The sequence below is a fragment of the Streptomyces sp. JH002 genome (assembly GCF_050916115.1).
Taxonomy (GTDB): Bacteria; Actinomycetota; Actinomycetes; order Streptomycetales; family Streptomycetaceae; genus Streptomyces; species Streptomyces xiamenensis.
This window is the reverse complement of the sequence record NZ_CP087989.1, coordinates 164059-189309: the sequence shown is the minus strand read 5'-3', so window position 1 is coordinate 189309 and position 25251 is coordinate 164059. Positions and strand designations below refer to the sequence as shown.

Below are 25251 nucleotides of genomic sequence, written 5' to 3'. Positions count from 1 at the left end.
GGAGCGGCAGCGGCAGCAGCGGCACGGCTGCTGCCGGTCACTCCCACACCACCACGCTGCGCCGCACCGGCACGGCCGCCGAATCCGAGGCGAACAACTCGGGGGAGTGCGCCCTGATGCGCTCGATGTCGTGGAAGACGGCGCGCAGATGGGTGCGCATGGCGGTACGGGCCAGCGCCGCGTCGCCGCCGGTCACCGCGTCCAGGATCTCGCCGTGCTGCGCGGCGAACCCGGCCGAGGTGGCGTTCTCGTACAGGCCCAGACGACGTGCCCGGTCCAGGTGCCCCTTGGCGGCGGCCACCGTGGTCCAGGCGGCGGCGTGTCCGCTCAGCCGCAACAGCCCCTGATGGAACGCCTCGTCCAGCTCGAAGAACTCCTCGAGACCGAGACCGGGGCGCCGCTGCCGTTCCAGATTGCCGCGCAGTTCCGCGACCAGGTCCTCGTCCAGTGCGTCCGGCAGGTCCTCCAGTGAGGCGAGCTCGACGGCCTCGCGCAGGAACTGTGCGTCGGCGACCTGGGTGGCGTCGACCCGGGCGACGAAGGAGCCGATCTTGGGAAAGACCTGCACCAGGCCCTCCTGGGCCAGCATGATCAGCGACTCGCGCACGGGGGTGCGGCTGACCCCGAGGGAGGCCGCCAGCTCGTTCTCCGAGAGCGCGGCACCCGGGGGCAGCTCAAGGGTGAGGACCATCTGGCGCAGCGTGGTGTAGATGGTGCGCCGTGAGGTCCTGGAGATCCGGGAGGGCCGCCGCCGGTCCGATTGAGGCATACGCCCCATCGTATCGGTGGCGCCGGTCCGCCGGTCCGGGCCGCGGCGCGCTGCCGCCGCCCGGCACCGACCGGGCGGGAAGGCCTCGGAAATGCTCTCGGCAAAGTATTGCCGTTCTGCCCGACCAGTGCTTGTATACAAGCCCTGTGCGACAGGATCGTCCGACAGAGATCCGCGATGACGCGACAAGGAGAAGGCTGCTGTGAGCACGATCGAGCGCGCCGAGGTGTTCGTCGCCTCCCCCGGACGCACCTTTGTGACCCTGCGCATCACCACCTCGGACGGGGTGACCGGCCTGGGCGACGCCACCCTCAACGGCCGCGAACTCGCCGTCGCCAGCTATCTGCGCGATCACCTCGTCCCCCTCCTGATCGGCAAGGACCCCGCCCGCATCGAGGACATCTGGCAGTACCTTTACAAGGGCGCGTACTGGCGGCGCGGCCCCGTCACCATGACCGCCATCTCCGCCGTCGACACCGCCCTGTGGGACATCAAGGGCAAAACCGCCGGGCTCCCCGTCTACCAGCTGCTCGGCGGGCGCTCCCGCGACGGCGTCCTCGTCTACTCGCACGCCAGCGGCACCGACATCCCCGCCCTCCTGGACGATGTCGACCGCTTCCTGTCCCTGGGTTACAAGGCCGTCCGCGCCCAGGCCGCCGTCCCCGACGTCGGCGGCACCTACGGCGTACGCAAGGGCAAGGTCTACGAGCCCGCCGCCACCGCCCTCCCCGACGAGCAGCCCTGGGACACCCAGGCCTACCTCAACTTCGCCCCCGGCTACCTGGAGGCCGTCCGCGACCGCTTCGGCTTCGGCTTCCACCTCCTGCACGACATCCACCACCGCCTCACCCCCATCGAGGCCGCCCGCTTCGGCAAGAGCGTCGAGGACGCCCAGCTGTTCTGGATGGAGGACCCGACCCCCGCCGAGAACCAGGACGCGTTCCGCCTCATCCGGCAGCACACCACCACCCCCATCGCCGTCGGCGAGGTCCTCACCTCCATCTGGGACGTCCAGCACCTCATCACCGAACAGCTCATCGACTACATCCGCACCACCGTCGTGCACGCCGGCGGCATCACCCACCTGCGCCGCATCTTCGACCTCGCCGCCCTCTACCAGGTACGCACCGGCTCCCACGGCGCCACTGACCTCTCCCCGGTCAGCCTCGCCGCCAACGTCCACCTCGACCTCACCGTCCCCAACTTCGGCATCCAGGAGTACATGGGTCACCCCGACGAGGCCGCCGAGGTCTTCCACGGCGGCGTCACCTTCTCCGACGGCATGCTGCACCCCTCCGAGGAACCGGGTCTGGGCGTCGAGTACGACGAGGCCGCCGCCGAACGCTTCCCCTACCAGCCGCGCTACCTGCCCGTCGCGCGCCGCCTGGACGGATCGGTGCACGACTGGTGACCACCACCGGACCCCACCCCCGCACGCTCGGCCGGACCACCGCGCACCGGCTGCCCCCGGCGCTGCGCCCTGCCCTGGACGCGGGCGCGCTGCGCACCCGCGTCCTGCACTTCGGCCTGGGCGCCTTCCACCGCGCCCACCAGGCCCTGTACACCGAGAACGCCGCCCTGCGCAGCGGCGAACCCTGGGGCATCACCGCGGTCGCCCCCCGCTCCGTGGAGACGGTGCGCGCCCTGCGCGCCCAGGACTGCCTCTACACGCTGACCGAACAACACCCCGAAGGGCCGCGCTCGCGCGTCCTGTCGGCGCTCACCGGCGCGCTGGCCATGACCGAGGACACCGGACGGATCGACGCGCTGCTCACCGACCCCGAGGTGACGGTGGTGACCCTGACCGTCACCGAGAAGGGCTACCACGCGCGCGGCGGCACCCTCGACCGCACCGACCCCGCGATCGCCGCCGACCTGGCGGCGACCGCGGACCCGGCGCCGACCGGGGCGCGCACCGTCATCGGGCGGCTCGCCACGGGACTCGCCGCCCGGATGCGCACCACCGGCGCCCCGATCAGCGTCGTCTCCTGCGACAACATGGCCGGCAACGGCGCCGTGCTCGGCGCCGCCGTCCGGGCCTTCACCGAGGCCAGCGGCTGGCCCGACCGGCACACCGTGCTGGAGCGGATGACCTCCGCCGTCACCTTCCCCGCCACCGTCGTGGACCGGATCGTGCCCGCCACCACGGACGCCGACCGCGCCGCCGTAGCTGCCGCGCTCGGCCTCACCGACGCCCTGCCGGTCACCGCCGAGCCCTACCGGCAGTGGATCCTCCAGGACACCTTCGCCGCCCCCCGCCCACCCTGGGAACACGACGGCGCGCTGTTCGTCGCGGACCCCGCCCCGTACCAGCTCACCAAGCTGCGCCTGCTCAACGGATCCCACTCCGCCCTCGCCTATCTCGGCCTCGCGGCCGGTGCCACCACCGTCGACGGCACCCTGGCCACCGACTGGGGCGAACCCCTGGTCCGCGCCCTGTGCGCCGAGGTCGCCCGCACCCTCCCGCCCGGCGGCCCCGACCCCGCCGCGTACACCGAAGCGCTGGTGACCCGCTTCCGCAACCCCGCGATCGGCCACCGCCTGCGCCAGATCGGCTCGGACGGTTCGCTGAAGATCCCCGAACGCTGGCTGCCGGCCCTGCGCACCCTGCGCGCGGTCGGCGCCGCCACCCCCGCACTCGAACTCGCCCTCGCCGGCTGGGTGCTCAGCACCCACCCCGGGGCCGGCACCACCGACCCGGCGGCCACCACCCTCGCCGCCCAGCACCTGCCGGAAGACCCCGCCGGCACCGTACGCGCCCTGCTCACCGCCCTCGGCGCCCCCGACCTGGCGGGCGACCAGGCACTGACCGCCGCCGTCGCCGCCCGGCTGCCCGCCCTGCGGGCCGGCCGCGTCGAGATCTGAGAACCCGCGGCACCCTCCCCCTCCCGTCCCCTCCCTCCCCAGCGCACCGCAGGAACAACGGAGTTCACGATGACGAACAGCGCCACCACGGAGCCCACCGGCGCCGTGCACAGAACCACCCGGGACCTCACCCGGGCCGCCGTCTCCGGATGGCTGGGCACCGCCATGGAGTTCATGGACTTCCAGCTCTACTCCCTGGCCGCCGCCATCGTCTTCAACAAGATCTTCTTCCCCGACGTCAGCCCCGCCATCGGCCTCATCGCCGCCATGGCCACCTACGGCGTCGGCTACGTCGCCCGCCTCGCCGGCGCCGTCTACTTCGGCCGCATGGGCGACCGCCTGGGCCGCAAGAAAGTCCTCATCATCACCATCGTGATGATGGGCGTGTCCACCACCCTCATCGGCGCCCTGCCCACCTACGCCACCATCGGCATCATGGCCCCGGCCCTGCTGGTCGCCCTGCGCCTCATCCAGGGATTCGGCGCCGGCGCGGAGATCGCCGGAGCCACCGTCATGCTCGCCGAGTACGCGCCGCCACCGCGCCGCGGCCTGGTCGCCTCCCTCGTCTCCCTCGGCACCAACTCCGGCACCCTGGCCGCCTCCGGACTGTGGGCCATCCTGCTGGCCGTGCTCACCGAGGAACAACTCCTCGCCTGGGGCTGGCGACTGCCCTTCCTGCTCAGCTTCGTGCTGCTGATCTTCGCCCTGTGGCTGCGCCGCAACCTCAAGGAGAGCCCCGTCTTCGAGGAGCGCCCCGACGTGGTCGACGGCGTCGCCCTCACCCGGGGCGAGCTGGAGGCGACCGCCGCCGCCACCGGGGAGGAGGACCGGCACGCCGGCACCCTGGAAGCCGGACTGCGCCAGCGCAAGGGCAGGGCGTTCTTCCTCGCCCTGGGCCTGCGCTTCGGCCAGGCGGGCAACTCCGGCCTCGTCCAGACCTTCCTGGTCGGCTACATCGCCACCACCCTGGCCGTGGACCGCGCCATCCCCACCGACGCCATCCTGTACGGCTCCCTGCTCGGCTTCCTCACCGTGCCGCTCGTCGGCATCCTCGGCGACCGCTTCGGCCGCCGCCCGATGTACATCGCGCTCACCACCGCGACCATGCTCCTCGCCTTCCCGCTGATGCTGATGATCGCCCAGGGCTCCACCACCGCCCTGATGGTCGGCATGGTCCTGGCACTCAACATCGGCGTGCTCGGCCTGTTCTCCCTGGAGTCCGTCACCATGGCCGAACTCTTCGGCTCCCGCACCCGCTTCACCCAGCTCGCCGTCGCCAAGGAGATCGGCGGCGTCCTCGCCACCGCCATCGGCCCGGTGCTCGCCGCCTCGCTCACCGCCGCCACCGGCAGCTGGTGGCCGATCGCCGCCATGCTGGTCGTCTACTCCGCCATCACCCTCACCTCCGCCGTCCTGGCCCCCGAGACTCGGGGACGCGACCTGGTCCGACTGGAGGACGCGGCATGAAAGCGGTCGTCGTCCACGGCGCCGGAGACGTCCGCGTCGACGAACTCCCCGCCCCCGCACCGCCGGGCCCGGGCGAGGTCCTGCTGGCCCTCGAATGGGGCGGCATCTGCGGCTCCGACCTCGCCTACTGGAAACACGGCGCGTCCGGCACCGCCACCCTGAACCGGCCCATGGTCCTGGGCCACGAGATCGCCGGCCGGATCGCCGCCCTGGGCCCCGACGTCAGCGGACTCGCGCCAGGACAGCCGGTCACCGTCCACCCCGCACGGCCCACCGCGGACTCGGAGCTGCCGCCGCGGCTCGCCGGGCGCACCAACCTCCACTCGCGGGTACGGTACTTCGGCTCCGCCGCGTTCGACCCGCACACCGACGGCGGCTTCAGCCAGTACCGCACGGTCCCCGCCGACCAGATACGGCCGCTGCCGGACGGAGTGGACACCGAACACGGCGCCCTGGCCGAACCGCTCGCCGTCGCCCTGCACGCCGTGCGCCGCGCCCCGGACCCGCGCGGTCGCACCGTCCTGGTCAACGGCGCGGGCCCCATCGGCTCCCTGGTGGTCGCCGCCGCGCTGCACCGCGGCGCCGCCGCCGTCATCGCGGCCGACCTCTGCGCCGATTCACTCGCCGTCGCCCGCGCCATGGGCGCCACCGACACCCGCGACCTGTCCCGTGATGCCGGCCTGCCGCAGGACACCGAGATCGTCTTCGAGGCGTCCGGGGCACCGGCGGCGCTCGGGCCGGTCCTGCGCGCCACCGCACGCGGCGGCACCCTCGTCCAGGTCGGCAACCTGCCCGGCACCCCGGCGCCCGCCGCCCTGGGCGAGCTGGTCACCCGGGAGATCAGCTGGATCGGCTCCTACCGCTTCGCCGGCGAACTGGACGAGGCGCTGGCCGCCCTGCGCGACGGCCTCGATGTCGGTCCGGTCATCAGCCACCGCTTCGGCATCGAGGAGGCGCCGACTGCCCTGGCGGTGGCCGCCGACCCGGCCACCGGAAGCGGCAAGGTCATGCTGCGGCTGGCGGACGCCCCATGACCCGCCCACCGGCCGGCGCCGGTGCCGACGTCATGTGCCTGGGCGAGACCATGGCGGTCCTCGCCCCCGCCGACGGCCGGCCGCTGGCCACCGCGGCGCACCTGGCCCTGGGTGTCGGCGGCGCCGAATCCAACGTCGCCTGCGCGCTGGCCGGGCTCGGCCACCGCGCCGCCTGGGCCGGACGGGTCGGCCAGGACCCGTTCGGCACCCGGATCCTGACCGAACTCGCCGCCCGCGGCGTCGACGTCAGCGGCGCGACGGTGGACCCCGAGCGGCCCACCGGCCTGTACGCCAAGGACCCCGGACCCGGCGGCACCCGCACCCACTACTACCGGCGCCACTCCGCCGCGAGCCGGATGGGCCCGGGCCTCGCCTCCCACCCCGACCTGCGCGCGGCCCGGATCCTGCACCTCACCGGCATCACCGCCGCCCTGTCCGACAGCTGTGCCGCCCTGCTGGACGCCCTGGTGATACGGCGCGCCGCGCCAGGACCGCTGATCTCCTTCGACATCAACCACCGCCCGGCGCTGTGGCGCGAGGGCCCCCGGCAGGCGGCACCCACCCTGCTCGCCCTCGCCCGCGCCGCCGACGTGGTGTTCACCGGCCGGGACGAGGCCCAGGAGCTGTGGGGCACCGCCCGCCCCGAGGACATCCGGGACCTGCTGGCCCCCGCCCCCCTCGTCGTGGTCAAGGACGCCGAACACGGCGCCACCGCCTACAGCACCCGTGAGGGCACCACCTTCGTCCCCGCCCGCCGGCTGCGGGTGATCGAACCGGTCGGCGCGGGCGACGCCTTCGCCGCCGGCTACCTCGCCGGGCTGCTGGAGGAACGCGACCCGGCCGCCCGGCTGCGCCTGGGCCACCTCGCCGCGGCCGCCGCCCTGCGCACCGCCGCCGACCTGCCCACCCTGCCGCCGCGCACCGCACTCGACCCCTGGCTCACCCTCGACGACGCCGCCTGGAGCGCCCCAGATGACCAGCACTGACCCGCTCGCCCCCCTCGCCGCCGACCGCGTCATCGCCGTCATCCGCGCCCCCGAGATCCCCGACGCCGCCGCCCTGTGCGCGGCGCTGCGCGAAGGCGGCATCCACTGGGTCGAGTTCACGTACACCACCCCGGACCTGGCCGGCCACCTGCGGCGCGCGGCCCCCGAGGCCGGCGCGGGGCTGGGCGCCGGCACGGTGCTCACCGCCGCCCAGGCCGAGCAGGCCATCGAGGCGGGCGCCCGCTACCTGGTCACCCCCGGCGTACGTCCCGCCGTCGCGGAGGCCGCCGCGCCGGCCGGCGTCCCCGTGGTCATGGGAGCGCTCACCCCCACCGAGGTCGCCCAGGCCCTGGACCTGGAGGCCGCCGCGGTGAAGATCTTCCCCGCCCACGCCCTGGGCCCACGCCACTTCAAGGACCTCGGCGGCCCCTACCCCGGCACCCCCCTGGTGGCCTCCGGCGGCGTCAACGCCACCAACGCCGCCGCATTCCTCGCCGCCGGAGCCCTCGCCGTCTGCGCCGGATCCGACGTGGTCCCCCCGGCTGCCGTCGCCGCTGCCGACTGGCGGCAGATCACCGAGCGCGCCAGGGAGTTCACCGCGGCACTGGGGTGACGGGAGCCGGATGTCCCGCCTCCTCGCCCGGCCGTCAACATCGGGGCGCGTGGGGCACCCGGTCGGCGGAACTCCCGGCCTGTCCCTGGATTTCGCGGCCCGTTCCGGCCCAGCATGACGGTGGGACCCAGCCGAGGGAGACACCATGTCCGCCACCACCGCCGCCGTGGTCAGGCCAGGTACCGGCGCCTTCGCGTGGGAGGAGATCCGGCTGGACGCACTGCGCGCCGACGAGGTGCTGGTCCGGATCGCCGGCGCGGGCATCTGCCACACCGATCTCGCCGTACGGGACGGCCACATCCCGCTGCCGCTGCCCGCCGTGCTCGGCCACGAGGGCGCCGGCGTTGTCCGGGCGGTCGGGGACCGCGTGACCCGGGTCGCCCCCGGCGACACCGTGCTGCTGTCCTTCAGCTCCTGCGGCGCGTGCCGCGCCTGCGCACACGGGCGCCCCGGACACTGCGACACCTTTCTCCACCGCAACGCCTCTGGTTCCCGCGCCGACGGCAGCAGCCCGCTCACCGACGCCGGCGGCGAGCGGCTCTCCGGACGGTTCTTCGGACAGTCCTCCTTCGCCGCCCTGGCCATCGCCGACGAACGCTGCGCCATCCCGGTCGAGGTCGCGGACGAGGACGAACTCGCCCGGCTCGCCCCCGTCGGCTGCGGCGTGCAGAGCGGCGCGGGCGCCGTCCTGAACGTGTTGCGTCCCCAACCGGGCGACACACTCGCCGTCTTCGGCACCGGAGCGGTCGGCCTGTCCGCGGTGATGGCGGCAGCCCTCACCGCGGCGGTGCGGGTCATCGCCGTCGACCTCCGCCCCGCCCGGCTCGCCCTCGCCCGCGAACTCGGCGCCACCGACACCATCGACGCCGGGCAGGGCGATGTCGCCGAGCGCCTGGCCGAACTGACCGGCGGCCGCGGCGTCAGCCACGCCGTGGAGAGCAGCGGGGTGCCCTCCGTCCTGCGCCAGGCCGTCGACGCGCTGGCCGTCGGCGGCACGGCGGCGGTGCTCGGCCTGCCGCCGGCCGGCACCGAGGTGGCGTTCGACGTCAACACTCTGCTGAGCGGCCGTACCGTGCGCGGCGTGTACGAGGGAGACAGCGACCTGGTCACCTTCATCCCCGCCCTGGTCGCCCTGCACCGCGCCGGACGCCTCCCCTTCGACCGGCTGATCCGCACCTATCCGCCCGAGCGGATCAACGAGGCGGCCGATGCCGCGGCCCGGGGCGAGGTCATCAAACCGGTCCTGCGATTCCCGGCCGCCCCCGGCTGACACCGACGCTCAACCGGCGGACTCATGGCCGGTCAGCCGGACCTCCCCGCTGTCCGGGCGCGCCTGGACCTGCCGCGCCACCGTGACGCCGATACGCTGCTCGTCGTGCAGCCGCAGTTCTCCGTAGTGCCGGTTGTACGTCAGCGCCATCTCGTCCAGTCGATACTGCTGGACGGAACCGCCGGGCACCGCGTCAACACCTACTTCGCCGAACCGGGCACGCCCGAGTACGACGCGCTGGTGCTGCTGGACATCTCCGCCCACCAGCGCCTGAAAGTCAGTGCGAGCCCGTCCGGCTGTCAGGGCTGGGAAGGCCGGCGGGTCCGGTCCGGCGCCGGAGCGGGGGGCGGGGCGGGGACGAGGGAGTGGGCGGCCCAGGCGTCGTACAGGCGGGCGAGATGGAGCCGGTCCTCCGCCGACCACTGCTCGCCACGGCTGGAGACGAAGGTCCTGATGGCGCGGTTGATGGCGTCGGAGGGGAGTTCCCTCTGCGGTCCTGGGGAGGGCGGGGGAGTGGGTGCGGTCATGGTGGTGCTCCCGGCTATCGGCGAACGTCGGCGTGCGGTGTCGTCGCTGGGACGTCCGCTCCGCGCAGCGCCTGGCTGAGCGTGGTGGTGAAGGGCGGCCTCTCGTCCCGCTGACGGATGCGCCGTTCGACGGCCTCCCGTGACCAGCGCTTGCGTAGCGTCTTGGCGCTCATGCCCAGGGCGTCGGCGATCTCCGCCGTGGTCAGTCCGTCGAGACGGGCCCGGCGGACGGCGGCGGCCACCAGATCCTCCCGGGGTAACCCGGAGGAACGCAGCAGTCTGAGCAACTCCCTGGCCGCGTCCGGGCCCGGGATGAGCGCCGCGGTCTCCGTGAGACGGGCGTGTCCGGTGAAGTCGGCCGCGACGGCGGCGGCGTAACCGTCCTCCGCCGCAGCACCGGATGTGTCGACGGCGCTGCGCATGCGGTACGCCGCGTCCCGGCAGCGCTTGCCGCAGTACTCCTTGGGACGTCCGGAGTGGTTCGGGGTCACATCCATGCGGCACTTCGGGTTCTTGCAAGGGGTCATGATGCCTCGGTGGGGCAGGGCGGGCCGGGGTACGGCCCGCCGTTCCGTCTTCGTGGTGGCGCCGGCGGCGGGGGGCCGGTCCGGCGCCGGGACCGGGCGGGTCACGCGGCGGACGGCCGCGGTGGCGGTGGCGCGTGGCCGCGCGGGCCCGCCCGGCTGTGCCGTGCTGGGCCGGATCAGCCGATGTGCAGGCGGTGCCAGCACAGATGGGAGCCACGGGCGGCGGCCAGGGCGGTGAACGCGGCGACCGCGTCCAGCAGTCCCGGCCCGTTCCAGATCAGGACCAGGGGCAGGGCGATGACGGCGATCGCCACGGCGGCGGGCACCATGACGGTGGTTTCACGACGACGGGTGGTTTCGGGGGTGGGGACCTGCGGAATGCTACGGTCACCACGCCGGTCCAACGAGCCCGTTAACGGGAACACGAGGGTCGGCGGTACACGGTCGGGAGACATTGTCCTCCTTGATGCGTGGGTCACAAGTCGAAGGGGAGCCCGGGCTGGTTGGTCGCCTACCGGGCCCCTTCGCGTGCCTGGACGCTACCTGTTCAACCGTACGAGACGCCAGCACTACCAGACGTAATCACCATCATCGCGCCGGAGGGGCGGCGAAATTCGCAGTAATATGCCAGTGGCGGTCAAAAACGGGCAGGCTGCGGGGCGTTCCGGTGGAGAACCTTCGCCGTCCACGCACAACCCCGCCGGGCTGGCGTCCCGCCTCCCCCATCCGATAATGGACCTCCCCCGGTGCGCGGCTTGCTCGCCGTGATGGTCAACCGGGGTACGCGTGCCACGAGTAGAGGCATGACCGGGTGGGTCGGGGGAGGGCTCCATGGACGCCGCGACGACGGTGGGACTACGGCTGGGATCGGCGGCTCTCGCACCGCTGATCAAGAAACTGTTCCGCGCCGAACCGGCGGGTGCCGGACTGGTGGAGGCGCCGGTACGGCTCTCCTCGCTGGTCGCGTTCGGCGGCGAGAAACGGGATCTGGGCCGGCGTGAACTGGAAAAGCTCGTCCGGGAGCTGGTCGACCGGGCGGTCCGCGCCGCCGGTCCGCACGACACGCCCGCCCCGGACGAACACGAGGCCGTCGCGACGGCACTCACCGACGCCCTCACCGGACTCGGCGCCCTGGACATGGACGACGTCCAGGCCGTCGGCCTCGGCCCCGAAGGGCTGGCCCTGGCCCTGCGCCCCTACCGCTCGGGCGAACTGTCGCGGGACGGGGCGGTGTTCCACGACCGGCTGCTGCACCTGGCCTGCCTGCACATCGTGGACTTCTTCACCCGGCGCTCCACTTTCGTCGCCCGCACCCTGGTCGAGCAGAGCCGCAGGACCGAAGGGCTGGTGCGGGCGGTGGACCTGCTGCTGGAACGCCTGCCCGCCCGGCACACCGAGGACGCGGAGTTCGAGGAGCGCTACCGGCGGCACCTCGTCACCCGTCATGGCCGGCTCACCATCTTCGGCATCGACGTGGACGACGAATGGCCGCTGGACGACGCCTACCTGAGCCTGGAGACCATCGAGGCCGGGTCCCACGCGGCGATCGAGGGGCCCGAGGGCGACGCCCTGCGCCGATCCTCCCCGCCACGCCGCGCCGAACGGGCCCTCGCCGGACTGGACAGGGTCCTGCTGCGCGGCGTCGCCGGAGCCGGGAAGACCACGCTGGTGCAGTGGCTCGCCGTCACCACCGCCGAACACCGGCTGAGCGACCACCTGACCCACCTCTACGGACGCGTCCCATTCGTCCTTCCTTTGCGCACCCTGACCCGCTCCGGAAACGAACTCCCCACCCCCAGCACGTACCTGAGCGTGGTCGGCTGCCCGCACACCCCGCCCACCGGCTGGGCGGAACGCGTCCTGTCCGCCGGGCGCGGCCTGCTGCTCATCGACGGCATCGACGAGGTCCCCGAACCGCGCCGCGACGCCACCCGCCGCTGGCTGCGGGAACTGCTCCGGGAATTCCCCGGCAACGTCTGCCTGGTGACGGGCCGCCCCTCGGCCGTGAGCGAGGACTGGCTGGCGGCCGACGGCTTCCGGGAACTGTCGCTGTCCGCCATGAACCGCGAGGACGTGGCCGCCTTCATCCAGCGCTGGCACCACGCGGCCGGCGCCGGCCAGGAACGGGCCGAAGCCCTGCTGGCCGCCGTCCGCAGCCGCCAGGACCTCGGTCGGCTGGCCACCAACCCCCTTATGTGCGGCATGCTCTGCGCGCTGCACCGTGCGAGCCACGGATATCTGCCCCGTGGGCGGGAGGAGTTGTACGAAGCGGCGCTGCGGATGCTGCTCGAACGCCGGGACCGGCAGCGCAGCATCGACCACGGCCCGCACCTGGACGCCCGCTCACAGACGCTGTTCCTGGAACGGCTGGCCTACTGGCTGATCCGCAACGGCCAGCACCAGATGGATCGCGCCGACGCCATCGACCTGATCGACCAGATGCTGCCCACCATGCACCGGGACACGGCGGGGCTCACCGCCGAGGACGTCTACCGGCACCTGCTCGACCGCTCCGGCCTGCTGCGCGAACCCGCCGAGGACGTCGTGGACTTCATCCACCGCACCTTCCAGGACTACCTCGCCGCCCGCGCCGCCGTCGAGAACCGCGACTTCCCGCTGCTGGTACGGAACGCCCACCTGGACCAGTGGGAGGACGTCATCCGCATGGCGGTGGCCCACGGCCGCCCCGAGGAACGCAAACGCCTGCTGAAGCAGCTGATCAAACGCGGCGACACCGTCAAGAAGCACCGGGTCCGGCTGCACCTGCTGGCCATGGCCTGCCTGGAACACGCCACCCAGCTCGACCCGGAAGTACGGCGGGAGGTGGAGGAACGGGCCGCCGCGCTGATTCCGCCGAGAACGATCTACGAGGCGGCGGTGCTCTCCGATGTGGGGGAGGTGGTGCTCGAACTCCTCCCGGGACCCGACGGACTGACCGATGACGAGTCCCTGGCGGTGGTGAACACGATCGGCGTGATCAGTGCGCAGGGAGCTGAGGCGGCGCTGCCCAGACTCGCCGAGTTCGCGGCGCATCCGTCGCTCAGGGTGAGAGAAACGCTGCTGCGCTGCGCGACCGAGCTCGATCCCGCACGCTTCGCGAAGGAAGTTCTCTCCCGGCTTCGTCTGGATGACCAGCCACACTTTCAGGTGGGTAACTCTGAGGAGCTGTCCGCGCTGGACAGCCTGCCCGACCATCCCTACGTGTCGCTGTTCGGGGATTTCAGTGCGGAGGAGATCCTCGCGGCGTTGGGGACGAGGGTCCTGAAGGAACTGTCCATCAAAGGCCGTCAGCTCACCCGCCTGGACTTCCTCGGTCGCTTCGGATCCCTGGAACGGCTCTCACTCATCGACGCACCCGCGATCGCGGATGTTGCCCCCCTGTCCACACTTCCCCTGCGCAGTCTGCTGCTGCGCAAGACGCCCGCGCTCCGTGACCTCCGTGCTCTGAACGCCCTGCCGGATCTTCACTACCTGTACCTGGGAGACGGGACCACCTGCCACGGCCTCGATCTCCTGCCGGACCGGGCGCCACTCACCGACCTGGGGGTGCCCAGCACGGTCACCGACCTCACCGGGATCGGCACCTGGCCACGGCTGGAAACCCTGCGGATTCTCTTTACGGAAGACGGCGCGGACCTGGTCCCCTCCCCGGAAAGCCTGGCGGCCATCGCCGCACTGCCCGCACTGACGAACCTGGTGCTCCCCGCACGTGTTCTGCGCGCCATGAGTCGCCACGGGGTCAGCGTTCCGCAGGCCACGCACGCGCACGTGTTCCAGATCGAGGAGGAGGCGGATTTGCGGAACCTCGGCCACGTTCTCCCGGGTCTGCGTGACCTGACCCTGAATGCGAAATTCGAGCTGAAGGTCGATGCCCGCGTGCTGATCACCGTGGAGGGCCTGACCTCGGTGGAGTGCCGGGGCCGCACGCGCCTGACACACCCTGAGAACCTGCCCCACGTCACGGTGACGCAGCCCCTGGAGTCCCGCTACTAGGGTCCGTCTTCAAAGTGGATACCGGGTAGCACACCCCGCCACCCTCATCCCTGCCGCGAACGGTTCGACGGAGCCGCGTCAGTGCGGATGGCGATAGGGTCCGGGCATGTCAGACGCGATAGCGACCGCGATCACTGCGGCGGCGGGCCTCGGCGGAGCGCTTCTCGGCTCGGTACTCCCGCAACGCTTCAACGCCCGCGAGCGCGCCGCCGAGGCCGAAATCGCCGACCGGAGAAGATCCTTCGAGGAGCGGCGAGAGGCATACACGGCCATGAACCGTGCCTCCGAGCAATTCCACACGCTCCTCAAGGACGCCCTGCACCGCATCCGTGACGGCGTCTATGCCGAGGAGGACCGCACCCGTCTTGAGGATTCCCGCAGGGAGTACCGCGACCGCTACGCGGCAGCCCAAATGATCGTCCCCTTGCGGATCATGGAGGCCTCGCGAGAGCTCAACAAGGTGCTCGCTGAGGTCGACGCGGCGGCCAAACGCATTGACCGCGGCCTCGCGCGTGACGGCGAGAGTGCAGAGCGCCTACTCGTCGAGGTAAGGCAGGCGGAGCCCCGGCTGGTAGCGATGCGGACACTGATGAGGGAAGACCTGGGGATCCGGGGCTAGGGTCAATGCCGTTCGGTTAGGGGTTTGACCGGTGGTGCAACTCTCGGCGTTTCGGTTAGTTATGTGGGTGCAGCCCTTGTAGTGGTTCTCGGGTCCGCCAAGACTCGTGTTCCTCCGCAAGGGCTGCAGTGTCCGATTCTGTCATTACGCATGCTCCCGACGTGTTCGCCGTGGGGCACTTGGGCGAGTTGACCCAGGTCGTTCCGTTCGAACTCGTCGACGAGGCAGTCGCGTCCGCGGGTGGTCTACAGCGTCGGGTGCGGCGGCTGCCGTCACGGGTGGTTGTCTACCTTCTGCTCGCAGGCGCGCTGTTCACTGGTCTGGGTTGGTCGCGGATCTGGTCCCGGCTGACTGCCTCGCTCCCTGTGCCACCGTCCCCACCGGCGGGTTCGTCGATCACGGAAGCGATGCGACGGGTGGGGCCCAAGCCGTTGCAGGCTCTGTTCGACCTGGTCAAAGGCCCCGCCGCAGTGACCGCGACACAGGTGACACGGTTCGCGGGCAGGCTGGTGGTCGCGATCGACGGCACCCACGGGCGCGGACTTCCTCAGCCGCGCCAAGACCCACAGCACAGCGCTCAAGTTGCCGATCCTGCGCCGTCTGCCCGACGGCACGTTCCTCTCCCGCATAGGCAAGGTCACCGTCCGCGTCATCGAGGCCGCCATCACCGTCACGCCCGCTGACAGCACCGATCAGCGCACCACCCACCACACCTACCGGCTGGTCACCAACCTGCTCGACCCCGACGAGGCATCCGCGACCGAGTTGGTCAGGCTCTACCACGAGCGTTGGGAGATCGAGACCAGCTACTGCGAGCTGAAATCGACCATCCTCGGGGGCAGAGCCCTCCGTGGACGCCATCCAGCAGCCGTCACCCAGGAGACCGGGGCACTCCTGGTCGCCTACCAGGTGCTACGCACCGCGATGAGTGACGCTGTCCTGCACCGGCCCGACATCGACCCCGACCGTGCCGCGTTCACCGTCGCACTGAACGCGGCACGTGACCAGATCGTCTGTGCCGCCGGCATCATCCCCCACACCCAGGTCGACCTCATCGGCCGGATCGGCACCGCCATACTCGGCGACCTCCTACCCACCCGCCGTAACCGGACCCGACCCCGCGTGAAGAAACGAGCGATCAGCTCCAAGTACCGCGCCATCGGCCGCGACATCGACCACCGAACCCACCAGACCACCATCCAGATCGCGATCAACTCATTGCCAAACACACCCAACGGCTAACCGAACGGCATCGGGGCTAGGGTCCGTCTTCAGAGATCGCTAGGTGGTGGATCATGGTGGTGTGGTATGCCGTCATGAACTCACTGACCATGAGTGGGAGTTACTCGCTCCACTCATACCGCGGGCCCAAACGGGGCGACCGCGGGTGGAGGACCGCCGGGTGATCAATGGCATGGTCTACAAGATCCGGACCGGGATCTCCTGGCGTGACCTGCCCGAACGCTACGGGCCGTGGAAGACGGTCTACACCCGCTTCCGCCGCTACGCCCTCGACGGCATCTTCACCCGGGCCCTGCAGCAGATGCAGGCCCGGGCGGATGCGGCCGGAGACATCGACTGGCTGGTCCAGATCGACTCCACCATCGTCCGCGCCCACCAGCACGCCGCGGCCACTGGCCGAAAAAGGGGGCCCTCCGGCAGGACAAACCGGATGCTCACGCCCTCGGCCGATCCCGAGGCGGGCTGACAACCAAGATCCACCTCGCCTGCGACGGCCGCTGACCCTCATGCTCACGGCTGGCCAGCGTCACGACGGCGTCTGCGCACGCCCGCTTCTCGAGCGGATCCGAGAGCCCCGCATCGGCCGGGCCGACCGCGCTGCCGCCCGGACCACCTGGTCGCGGACAAGGCCTACGCCTCCCGCGGCTTCCGCGCCTACCTCCGCAAGCGCGGCATCAGCCACACCATTCCGGAAAAGCGGGACCAGCAACGCCACCGCCGCAACCGGGGCCGTGACGGCGGTCGCCCGCCACGGTTCGACCGGGACATCTACCGCCGGCGCAACACCATCGAACGCTGCTTCAACCGGCTCAAGAGCTGCCGCGGCATCGCTACCCGGTATGACAAAACCGCCACCTCCTACGAAGCGGCGGTCTCTCTCGCGTCATTCCTGCTGTGGGCAAGATCCGTTTGAAGACGGACCCTAGTGCTCGCGCCGTCCCCCCGTCCCTGTCCGGCAAAAGAGTGGCCGCCGGTGGTGACCTGCGGCGACGCGCCACGGGGCCGGGGGTGCCGCCCTAGGGTGGCGCGCGTGGCTTCGGTAGTGAACGGCGTTTCGCAGCGGAGGGTCTCCCGTCCGGGCCGGTTCGCGCCGCTGCTCGTCGCGGTCGCGTGTGCCGTGTCCTTCGCCGGGTCCGCGCTCGCCCAAGTGGCCCTCGGGCTGCCGATAGGGGATCTCGACGTCTACCGTGCCGAGGGCTGGGCCGTGCGCGACGGCAGCGATCTCTACGATCTCGCCGTCAGCGCGCACGCCCTCCAGGCCACCTATCCGCCGTTCGCCGCCCTGTTCTTCGTGCCGCTGACCCTGCTGAGCGTCGAGGCCATGCGGGCCGCCGTGCTCCTGCTGAACCTCGGCCTCGTTCTCGTCCTCGCCCGGCTCTCCCTCCGGCTGGCAGGGCTCCGGCCGCCGGGGCACTGGCGGTGGGCCGCGCCGCTCGCCGTCGCCGCCGTCGCCGTGTGGTGCGAGCCGGTGTGGGCGACCATCCGGTACGGGCAGATCAACCTGCTGCTCGTCGTTCTCGTCCTGTGGGATCTGACCCGGCCCGTTCCGCACCGGCTGGCCGGGTTCGCCGTCGGGATCGCCGCCGGGATCAAACTCACGCCCGCGATCTTCGCGGTGCTGCTCACCGTGGCCGGGGTCATCGTGCTCGTCCGGCGGCGGGAGAACGGGTTCCTGCTGATCGCCACCCGGGCCTGGGCGGCTTTCGCCGGGACGGTCCTGCTCGGCGCGCTCGTACTGCCCGACGCCTCCCGGCGGTACTGGACGGAACTGGTCCTGGCCGAGGACCGGGTCGGGGCGGCCGAAGCGGCGGCCAATCAGTCGTTGCGCGGGACGCTGGCCCGTTTCCTGCACACCGGCGACCTCCCGCCCTGGTGGCTGCCGGTGGCGGCCGGCGTGTGCTGCGCCGGGCTGGCCGTCGCCGTCGCCGCCCTGCTGGCGGGGGAACGGGCCTGGGCCGTGATCGGCTGCGCCACCACGGCGCTGCTGGTCAGTCCCGTGTCCTGGTCGCACCACTGGGTGTGGGCGGTTCCTGCCGTGGTCCTGCTGGGTGCCGAGGCCGCCCGGCGGCGGTCGCGGGCGTGGTGGGCGGCCACCTGGGCCGCCGCGCTGCTGTTCTGTTCCTACGTCAGCTGGCTGCTGCCGCACGACGCGTCCCGCCCCGAGCTGGATCTCTCCCTCGGGCAGCAGTTCCTCGCCGCCGGCTATCCGCTGGCCGGTCTCGTGCTGCTCGCCGTCACCGGCACCCTCACCCGCGCCGCTCTCACAGCACCGCCCGGAAACCGGGCAGCCGCCGCAGCCGTCCCGCGAGCGGGAAACTCAGCGCGATAGCCGCCGCCGTCACCAGCACCCACGCGGTCAACGGCGCCGGATCCAGCGGGGAGAGCGCGAACTGGAACGCCACCACGATCGGCAGGTGGACGATGTACACGGTGAAGGCGGACCCGGCCAGCGAACCCAGCACCGGTCCCTCGTGGTTCAGCCGCTCCCGGAACAGGGTCAGCAGGCCCAGGCACAGCGCCGTGCACAGGAACGTCTCGTACACCGCCCACAGCGCCGCCTGCACCGTCAGCCCGCCCGTCCCGTACCAGAAGGCCCCGGTGCCGCCGGCCGCGAACAGCAGCAGCGAGCCCGCCACGCCGCCCGCCAGCCACACGTAGCCGGTACGGGCCGGGATCGCGGTCAGCCAGCCGTGCCGGTGGGCGAGGATCCCGGCGGCGAAGAACGCCGCGTACTGCGCGAGCCGGGCCGGTTCGGTCTGGATGAACTCGGCGAGCGGCACCCACTCGTCCAGCGGGTACGCCACCCGCAGCGCGAAGGTGGCGGCGGCGACGGCGAGCGTGAAGTACACCAGGGCGCGGTGCCCCGGCACGGGCAGCACGCGGTGCCCGTCCGCCCGGCGCAGCCGCCGGACCCCGTCGCCGAGCTTGCGGGCCAGCACGTACAGCAGGCAGTAGACCAGCAGGTTCTGGATGAACCACAGGTGCCCGAACTGGAGGTCGGGCCAGATGGGGCCGGTCCAGTCGGCCGGCCGTTCGCCCAGGCCCAGGAAGACGTCCGCGTAGTACTGCGGGAAGGACAGCGCGGGCTGGTCGCGGTACACCAGGTAGTACACGTACAGCAGTACCGGGATGATCGTGATGGTTCCGGCCAGGAACGGGACGCCCAGCCGGCGCAGCCGCCCGCGTACGAACGCCGCGACGCCCCGGCGGTCCACCGAGGCCGGGACGAAGCAGGCGGAGACGAAGAAGAACAGGCTCATGAAGAACGTGCCGTTGAGGGTGGAGAACGCCGCGAGCGCGCCGCTGCCGCGCTGGTCCTCGACGTACCACCAGTCGGCCGGTCCGTACGCCTGCGCCGCGTGGTGGGCGACCACCAGCATGATGAGCGCGATCCGGAGGTTGTCCAGATACGCCGTCCGCCGCCGGGGGGTGTGTTCCCCGGGCGGCGGACTTGTCGTCGTCTTGGTGGGCGTGGGCCGGGTGAGCGGCCTGGTGGTGTCCATGTATCCCAGGCTAGGAATTCCGGTGGCTCACCGTAATGATGCTGGCTACCGGGCCCTGCTGTGCTACTCCGCAGTCAGCTGAGGGTGCAGTCCTCCCGTTCGCTCAGGTGTGCCCCCACCTGCGGTCCGACCGACAGGCAGCTCAGGTCGAGGGCCTCGGCCAGCGCCCGGTACCCGGCGTCGTTCGGGTGCAGACCGTCACCGGAGGCGTAGGCCGGGTTCAGCCGGACCGGGTCGGCGGGGTCCTGCCACACCGCGTCCGCGTCGAGGATGCCGTCGAAGCCGCTCTCGTCCCTGATCCAGGCGTTGAGGGTCTGCCGGGTGGCCTCACCCGCCGCGGTCCACTCCGCCGCGTCCCGGAACGGGGGCAGGGTGGCGCCGATGATGCGCAGGTCGTGGGCGTGGGCGCGGTCGATCACGTCGCCGTAGGCGTCGATGATCTCGGCGGCGGTGGGCGCTTCGTCGGGGAAGTACGCGGCGCCCAGGATGTCGTTGAGACCTTCGAGCCAGATGATGTCGCGCACCCCCGGCTGGGTGAGCACGTCCTGTTCGAAGCGGCCCAGGGCGCCGACGCTGCCGTACTCGGTGTCGTTGATGACCTGGTTGGCGCCGATCCCGGTGTTCAGCACGCCCACCTCGCCGCCCAGCCGGCGGGCCAGCACGCTCGGGTAGGAACGCGCGGCGTCCAGCGAGGAGCCGACGCCGTCGGTGAGGGAGTCGCCGAAGGCGACGACGGACCCGGGATCGCCGTCCGTGGCGACCTCCAGGCCGCTGACGAAGAAGAACGAGGTGGTGGTGGCGGGGAAGGGCGCCGCCGTCACGGCCTCGGTGTGGTCGCCGGGCTCCGACAGGTACACGGTGCGGTTGGCCAGCCGGTGCCAGGTGGTCGGTCCGGTCGGTTCATCGACATACAGACTCGCGATGACGTCCATGTCGGGCCGTACGGCGAAGTCCACCGGGTCGCTGGTGACCTCGGTGCCCGGCGCGAGGGTGACGGATCCCGAGCCGCCGAAGGTGACGGTGGTGCTGGAGCCGGGCCGGATACCGCCGTTGCCGCGTGGCAGGGCCACCGACAGCGCGTCGATCGTCAGCGGCGTGCTCCCGTACACGTTGGACAGCCGCACCCGTATCCGCTCCCCGCCCTTGCTCACCCGCAGCGGCTGACGGATCGTGCGGTCCTCGAAGCCCTCGGCCGAGATGCCGGCGCCGAAGGGGACGGTGGGCGCCGCTGACCAGCTGCCGGTCCACGCCTGCGCGCCGGCGTGCGGTGCGCGGGGCGGCTCGCCCTGCTGGTCGGCCGCGGTCGCCGCGGTGCCCAGTGGCGCCAGCAGGGCGAGCAGGGCCAGGGCCAGGGGCGCGGTGCTGCGGATGCTCATCGGATGCCTCCGGTCGTGGGCGGGGGAGTGCAGTCCCGGCGCTCCCCGGTCGGTTCTGATGGGGCGGCGGTGCCCCGCGGGCCCACCGACAGGCAGCTCAGGTCGATGGCCTCGGCCAGCGCCCGGTAGCCGGCGTCGTTCGGGTGCAGCCCGTCGCCCCAGTCGTAGCGGGGGTTCAGCGCGGACGCGTCGGCGGGGTCGCGCCACAGCCGGTCCAGGTCGATGACCCCGTCGAAGCCGCTGTCCTCCCGGATCCACCGGTTGAGCGTCTGGCGCATGGCCTCGCGTTCCTCGGTGAACTCCGGGACGCCCCGGAAGGGGCCCAGCGTCCCGCCGATGATCCGCAGCCCGTTCGCGTGGGCGCGCTCGGTCAGCTCCTGGTAGGCGGCGATGACCTCGTCGGCGGTGGGTGCCTCGTCGGGGAAGTAGTGCGCGCCGAGGATGTCGTTGATGCCCTGGATGAGGATCACGTCGCGCACCCCGGGCTGCCCCAGCACGTCCCGCTCGAAGCGGCCCAGGGCGCCGACGCTGCCGTACTCGGTGTCGTTGATGACCTGGTTGGCGCCGATCCCCGCGTTGAGCACGCCCACCTCACCGCCCAGCCGGCGGGCCAGCACGCTGGGGTAGGAGCGGGCCGCGTCGGGGGTGGAACCGACCCCGTCCGTGTGCGAGGCGCCGATCGCCACCACGGAGCCGGTGTCGCCGTCCGTGGCGACCTCCAGACCGGTGACGAAGAAGAACGAGGTGTGGGTGGTGGGAAAAGCGTCCGCCGTCACGTCGGCCGTGCGGTCACCCGATCCCGGCCGCGACACGTACACCGTGCGGTTGGCGAGCCGGTGCCAGGTGGCCGGCCCGGTCGCTTCACCGACATACAGACTCGCGACGACATCGGTGTCCGCGCGCACCCGGAACCGCACCGGGTCGCTGAGCCGCTCCTCGCCCGCGGGGATCGTCGCCGACCGCTGCCCGCCGAAGGTGACGCCGGTACTGGACCCGGGCCGGATGCCGCCCAGCCCGCGCGGCTGGGCCAGGGACAGCGCGTCGACGGTCAGCGGGGTGGTGCCGTACACGTTCGACAGCCGCAGCCGTACCCACTCCCCGCCCCGGGTCGCGCGCAGCGGCTGACGGATCGTCTGGTCCTCGAACCCCTCGGCCGAGACGTTCCCGGCGAACGGGACGGTGGGGGCCGTGGCCCAACTGCCCGTCCACCCGCCGCCCGGCCCACCCGTCCCCGCCGCGTGCGCGCCGGGGCCGGTCACCGGTGCCAACAGGGCGGCCAGCAGCGCGGACACCACCATCGCGGCCCGCGCCGTGCGTAATCTCATGTCGCTGTCTCCATTTCCGGCCGCCGCGCCGGGCGGCCGCCGATCAGCTGGGCGGCGCGCAGCCCGACCACGATGGACGGCGCGCAGGTGTGGCCACGGATGATGTGCGGGATGACCGAGGCGTCCGCGATCCGCAGCCCCTCCACCCCGCGCACCCGCAGCTCCGGGTCGACCACCGAGGCCTCGTCCAGGCCCATCCGGCAGGTCGCCACCGGGTGGTACAGGGAGTGCGAGCACGACTCCACGACGGCCTGCGGATCCGTCACCCCGGCCGCCGGCTGCAGGCTGTGCGCCGCGTACCTGGCCAGCGCCGGGGCGGACAGCACCCGCTCGCTCCACCGCGCGCCCGCCACCAGCGCCGCCCGGTCCGCGCCGCGCGGATCGCTCAGATAGCGCGGGTCGATCACCGGCGCGTCCGCCGGGTCGGGCGAGTTCAGCCGTACCTCACCCCGGCTGTGCGGCTGCAGCAGCACCGCCCCCACCGAGAACGCGTGCCGGTCGCCCAGCGTCAGGCCCTCGTCCAGATAGGGGCCCGGTGCGAACAGCAGCTCCAGATCGGGCAGCGCCAGCGACGGATCGCTGCGCGCGAAGGTGTACGCCTCGCCGAGGTTGGAGGTCAGCTTCCCGCGCCGGTACCGGCCGTAGCGCACCATCTCCCGTGCCGAGGCGGCGTCGAACAGCGTGATCGGCTCGCGGCTCGCCACCACCCGCATGGTGACCAGATGGTCCGCCAGATTCCGGCCCACCTCGGGGCGGTTGGCCACCACCCCGATCCCGAACCGGCGCAGTTCCCCGGCCGGGCCCACCCCCGACAGCTTCAGCAGTTGCGGGGTGTTGACCGCGCCGCCGCACAGCACCACCTCGGCGCGTGCCGCCGAGGTCACCAGCGCGCCGTCGTGCAGATACTCCACGCCCACCGCGCGCCGCCCCGCGAACACCACCCGGCGGGCGGCGGCCCCGGTGCGCACCGTCAGATTGGGCCGCCCGGCGGCCGGGCGCAGGAACGCGTCCGCCGTGCTGAACCGGGCACCCTCGCGCTGGGTGACCGCGGTACGGCCGCCCCGCTCGGCGGTCGCGTACCCGTCCACCGACGCCTCGCTGAGCCCCGCCTCCTGACAGGCCGCCAGGAAGGCCGCCGTCAGCGGGTTCGGGTCGCGCTGCATCCGCACCGGCATCGGCCCGCCCGCGGTCCTGCGGCCCGCCGCCAGCGGATCCTCGCGATCCTCCAGCGACTCGAAGCACCGGGTGACGGCCCGGCGCCCCCACCCGGGGCCGGCCAGCCGCTCCCAGGTGTCGTAGTCCTGCGCGAACCCCCGCACCCACATCATGGCGTTGACCGAGGACGAGCCGCCCAGGGTCCGCCCGGCCGGCCAGTAGATCTCCCGACCGCCCAGCCCGCGCTGCGGCACCGTGCGCCGGGCCCAGTCGTACGGGCCGCCGAACAGCGACAGATAGGCCGCCGGAACCCGGATCGCCTGGTCGCCGTCGACCGGGCCCGCCTCCAGCAGCAGGACGCCGCGGTCCGGATCGGCGCTCAGCCGCTCCGCCAGCGGCGCCCCCGCGGCGCCCGCCCCGACGACGATGTAGTCGAACGAATCATCCATGGTGCGAGATACCTTCCGCTCGGGTCGCGGTCGCCGCGCCGGGCGTCCACGACCAGGTGCGCAGCCGCGTCAGCGGCCCGCGTACGGTCACCGCGCCCGCGTAGCCGGCCGGCAGGTCCAGGCGCCGCACCCGCCACCCGTCGTGCCGCCGCCCGCCGCGGAAGACCTCGGCGTCGGCGGTGGCCCCGGCGAACCGGACCTCGAACCGGTCCAGCGGGTGGCTCAGCCCCAGGCCCAGGGCCTTCACATAGCTCTCCTTGCAGGTCCAGTAGGCCCAGAACGGGGAGGGACCGCCCGCGCGCCCGGCCCCCGCCCGTACCGCCGCGGCCTCCGCCGGCGCGAACCACCGCTCCGCCATCGCGGTGCGGTCCGCCGCGGTGATCCGCTCGATGTCCACCCCGACCGGCCCCGGCGCCGCGAGTGCCAGCAGCGCGGCGCCCGTCGTGTGCGAGAGGTTGAACGCCAGCCGGGCGTCCTCCAGATACGGCTTGCCGTACCGTCCCGCGCCGAAGCGCAGCGCGGCCGGGTCGCGGTCCAGATAGCGGCCCAGGATGTCCCGCAGCGCGGTGCGGGACACGGTGAACGCCGTCCGGTCGCGCTCGGAGACCATCGCGGCGGCCCTGGCGCGTTCGCGGGCGTCCAGCAGCGGCGGCAGCCCGCGCACCGCACCGGCACCGTCGCCCGGCAGCCGGATGTGCCACACGTCCACCGTGCCCGCCGCCAGGCCCCTGCGGTACGGAGCGCGGGTGGCCGCCGCCACGGCGCTCACCGGACCTCCTCCAGCGCCGCCCCGATCGGCCCCAGCACCGAGGCCGGGTCCTCGTACGGGAAGAAGTGCCCGCCGGGCACCACCCGCAGCGCGAACGAGGCGCTGGTGTGCCCGGCCCACGGCCGCACCCAGCGCACCGGCACCTTGCTGTCCAGCGCACCGGCGAACGCCGTCAGCGGCACCGGCAGAGCCGGCTCCTCCCGGTACGCGTACGTCAGGTTCACCGCGATGTCGGCACGCAGCAGCGGCACCATCATCTCGGTGAACGCCGGCCTGGTCAGGATGTGTTCGGGGATGCCGCCCAGCGAGTGCAGAAAGCGCAGGAAGTCCGGCGCCGGCAGCTCGTGCACCGGCGGCCCCGGGGCCCGTACCTCGGGCGCTACCCGGCCGGAGACGAACAGCGCCACCGGCAGCGGCGCGCCGCGCCGCCGCAGCTCCCGGGTGAAGGCGTACGCCAGCAGCGCGCCCATGCTGTGCCCGAACACCGCGAACGGCCCCCGCAGCACCGGGATCAGCGCATCGGCCGCCGCGCTCACCACCGCCCGCGCGTCGCGCAGCGGCGGCTCACGGAACCGGCTCTCGCGGCCCGGCGGCTGCACCGGGCACAGCACCGTGCCCGGCGGCAGCCGGCCCTCCCAGGCGTGGAAGACCGAGGCGCCGGCACCGGCGTGCGGAAAGCACACCAGCGGCAGCGCCCCCTGGGGCGGCGGGCCGGCCGGCAGCCAGTCGGCGGCCCGGCCCACCGGGGTGATGGCGTCCACG

At 72.7% G+C, this 25251-nt stretch carries 23 protein-coding genes and 1 pseudogene; 13 read left to right on the top strand and 11 right to left on the bottom strand.

What is annotated here, in order from left to right; genetic code table 11:
- Window positions 1-37 precede the first annotated feature (37 nt).
- A complete protein-coding gene (locus tag H7827_RS00815) occupies window positions 38-769 on the bottom strand; it encodes a GntR family transcriptional regulator (RefSeq protein WP_386539074.1) in 732 nt (243 codons plus the stop codon).
- A gap of 202 nt (window positions 770-971) precedes the next feature.
- Here H7827_RS00815 and manD point away from each other — a divergent pair, with 202 nt between their 5' ends.
- From manD to H7827_RS00780, 7 genes are all read left to right on the top strand, one after another.
- Window positions 972-2180, top strand: a complete 1209-nt coding sequence (gene manD / locus H7827_RS00810) for a D-mannonate dehydratase ManD (RefSeq protein ID WP_386539076.1) — start codon at window positions 972-974, stop codon at window positions 2178-2180.
- Window positions 2177-3634, top strand: a complete 1458-nt coding sequence (locus H7827_RS00805; RefSeq protein WP_432741771.1) for a mannitol dehydrogenase family protein — start codon at window positions 2177-2179, stop codon at window positions 3632-3634. Before manD ends, H7827_RS00805 begins: the two co-directional genes overlap by 4 nt.
- Window positions 3635-3703: 69 nt before the next feature.
- A complete protein-coding gene (locus tag H7827_RS00800; protein ID WP_432741769.1) occupies window positions 3704-5101 on the top strand; it encodes an MFS transporter in 1398 nt (465 codons plus the stop codon).
- A complete protein-coding gene (locus tag H7827_RS00795) occupies window positions 5098-6135 on the top strand; it encodes an L-idonate 5-dehydrogenase (RefSeq protein ID WP_432741767.1) in 1038 nt (345 codons plus the stop codon). The genes H7827_RS00800 and H7827_RS00795 overlap by 4 nt, the downstream gene beginning before the upstream one ends.
- Window positions 6132-7121: a sugar kinase gene (locus H7827_RS00790; protein WP_432741765.1), complete on the top strand. Its 990-nt coding sequence runs from the start codon at window positions 6132-6134 to the stop codon at window positions 7119-7121. The genes H7827_RS00795 and H7827_RS00790 overlap by 4 nt, the downstream gene beginning before the upstream one ends.
- Window positions 7108-7734: a bifunctional 4-hydroxy-2-oxoglutarate aldolase/2-dehydro-3-deoxy-phosphogluconate aldolase gene (locus H7827_RS00785; RefSeq protein WP_432741763.1), complete on the top strand. Its 627-nt coding sequence runs from the start codon at window positions 7108-7110 to the stop codon at window positions 7732-7734. Before H7827_RS00790 ends, H7827_RS00785 begins: the two co-directional genes overlap by 14 nt.
- Before the next feature lie 145 nt (window positions 7735-7879).
- Complete coding sequence (locus tag H7827_RS00780) at window positions 7880-9004, top strand: NAD(P)-dependent alcohol dehydrogenase (protein WP_432741761.1); 1125 nt, start codon at window positions 7880-7882, stop codon at window positions 9002-9004.
- 9 nt (window positions 9005-9013) lie between these two features.
- Here the strand turns inward: H7827_RS00780 and H7827_RS00775 are convergent, their stop codons facing one another.
- From H7827_RS00775 to H7827_RS00760, 4 genes are all read right to left on the bottom strand, one after another.
- Window positions 9014-9193 (bottom strand): hypothetical protein, encoded by a 180-nt coding sequence (locus tag H7827_RS00775; RefSeq protein ID WP_432741759.1) that lies wholly within the window; start codon window positions 9191-9193, stop codon window positions 9014-9016.
- Window positions 9194-9303: 110 nt separating this feature from the next.
- Entirely contained in the window at window positions 9304-9531 is a 228-nt protein-coding gene (locus H7827_RS00770; protein ID WP_432741757.1) for a hypothetical protein, read from the bottom strand.
- Window positions 9532-9545: 14 nt separating this feature from the next.
- Complete coding sequence (locus H7827_RS00765) at window positions 9546-10028, bottom strand: ECF-type sigma factor (protein ID WP_432741755.1); 483 nt, start codon at window positions 10026-10028, stop codon at window positions 9546-9548.
- Window positions 10029-10234: 206 nt separating this feature from the next.
- Window positions 10235-10387 (bottom strand): hypothetical protein, encoded by a 153-nt coding sequence (locus H7827_RS00760; protein ID WP_432741753.1) that lies wholly within the window; start codon window positions 10385-10387, stop codon window positions 10235-10237.
- A gap of 502 nt (window positions 10388-10889) precedes the next feature.
- Between H7827_RS00760 and H7827_RS00755 the strand changes: the two genes are divergently transcribed.
- The 6 genes and pseudogenes from H7827_RS00755 to H7827_RS00730 all read left to right on the top strand — a co-directional run bounded on the left by H7827_RS00755 (window position 10890) and on the right by H7827_RS00730 (window position 18241).
- Window positions 10890-14051 (top strand): NACHT domain-containing protein, encoded by a 3162-nt coding sequence (locus H7827_RS00755; RefSeq protein ID WP_432741751.1) that lies wholly within the window; start codon window positions 10890-10892, stop codon window positions 14049-14051.
- A gap of 106 nt (window positions 14052-14157) precedes the next feature.
- On the top strand, window positions 14158-14670 hold the full coding sequence (locus tag H7827_RS00750; protein WP_432053335.1) for a hypothetical protein: 513 nt from the start codon (window positions 14158-14160) through the stop codon (window positions 14668-14670).
- A 128-nt stretch (window positions 14671-14798) separates the two neighbouring features.
- Window positions 14799-15353, top strand: coding sequence for a transposase domain-containing protein (locus H7827_RS00745; protein ID WP_432741749.1), 555 nt, complete (start codon window positions 14799-14801; stop codon window positions 15351-15353).
- On the top strand, window positions 15253-15912 hold the full coding sequence (locus tag H7827_RS00740) for a transposase (protein WP_432741747.1): 660 nt from the start codon (window positions 15253-15255) through the stop codon (window positions 15910-15912). Before H7827_RS00745 ends, H7827_RS00740 begins: the two co-directional genes overlap by 101 nt.
- 61 nt (window positions 15913-15973) lie before the next feature.
- A pseudogene (locus H7827_RS00735) lies at window positions 15974-16825 on the top strand (IS5 family transposase).
- Window positions 16826-16942: 117 nt separating this feature from the next.
- Window positions 16943-18241, top strand: a complete 1299-nt coding sequence (locus H7827_RS00730) for a glycosyltransferase 87 family protein (protein WP_432741745.1) — start codon at window positions 16943-16945, stop codon at window positions 18239-18241.
- Here H7827_RS00730 and H7827_RS00725 read toward each other — a convergent pair.
- From H7827_RS00725 to H7827_RS00700, 6 genes are all read right to left on the bottom strand, one after another.
- Window positions 18174-19415, bottom strand: a complete 1242-nt coding sequence (locus tag H7827_RS00725; protein ID WP_432741743.1) for an acyltransferase family protein — start codon at window positions 19413-19415, stop codon at window positions 18174-18176. The two genes, H7827_RS00730 and H7827_RS00725, sit on opposite strands and share 68 nt — an antisense overlap.
- A gap of 74 nt (window positions 19416-19489) precedes the next feature.
- Window positions 19490-20791 (bottom strand): SGNH/GDSL hydrolase family protein, encoded by a 1302-nt coding sequence (locus tag H7827_RS00720; protein WP_432741741.1) that lies wholly within the window; start codon window positions 20789-20791, stop codon window positions 19490-19492.
- Window positions 20788-22116, bottom strand: coding sequence for an SGNH/GDSL hydrolase family protein (locus H7827_RS00715; protein WP_432741739.1), 1329 nt, complete (start codon window positions 22114-22116; stop codon window positions 20788-20790). Before H7827_RS00715 ends, H7827_RS00720 begins: the two co-directional genes overlap by 4 nt.
- Window positions 22113-23720, bottom strand: coding sequence for a GMC family oxidoreductase (locus tag H7827_RS00710; RefSeq protein WP_432741737.1), 1608 nt, complete (start codon window positions 23718-23720; stop codon window positions 22113-22115). Before H7827_RS00710 ends, H7827_RS00715 begins: the two co-directional genes overlap by 4 nt.
- Window positions 23713-24489: a 4'-phosphopantetheinyl transferase family protein gene (locus tag H7827_RS00705; protein ID WP_432741735.1), complete on the bottom strand. Its 777-nt coding sequence runs from the start codon at window positions 24487-24489 to the stop codon at window positions 23713-23715. Before H7827_RS00705 ends, H7827_RS00710 begins: the two co-directional genes overlap by 8 nt.
- On the bottom strand, window positions 24486-25250 hold the full coding sequence (locus H7827_RS00700; protein WP_432741733.1) for a thioesterase II family protein: 765 nt from the start codon (window positions 25248-25250) through the stop codon (window positions 24486-24488). The genes H7827_RS00705 and H7827_RS00700 overlap by 4 nt, the downstream gene beginning before the upstream one ends.
- Window position 25251 lies beyond the last annotated feature (1 nt).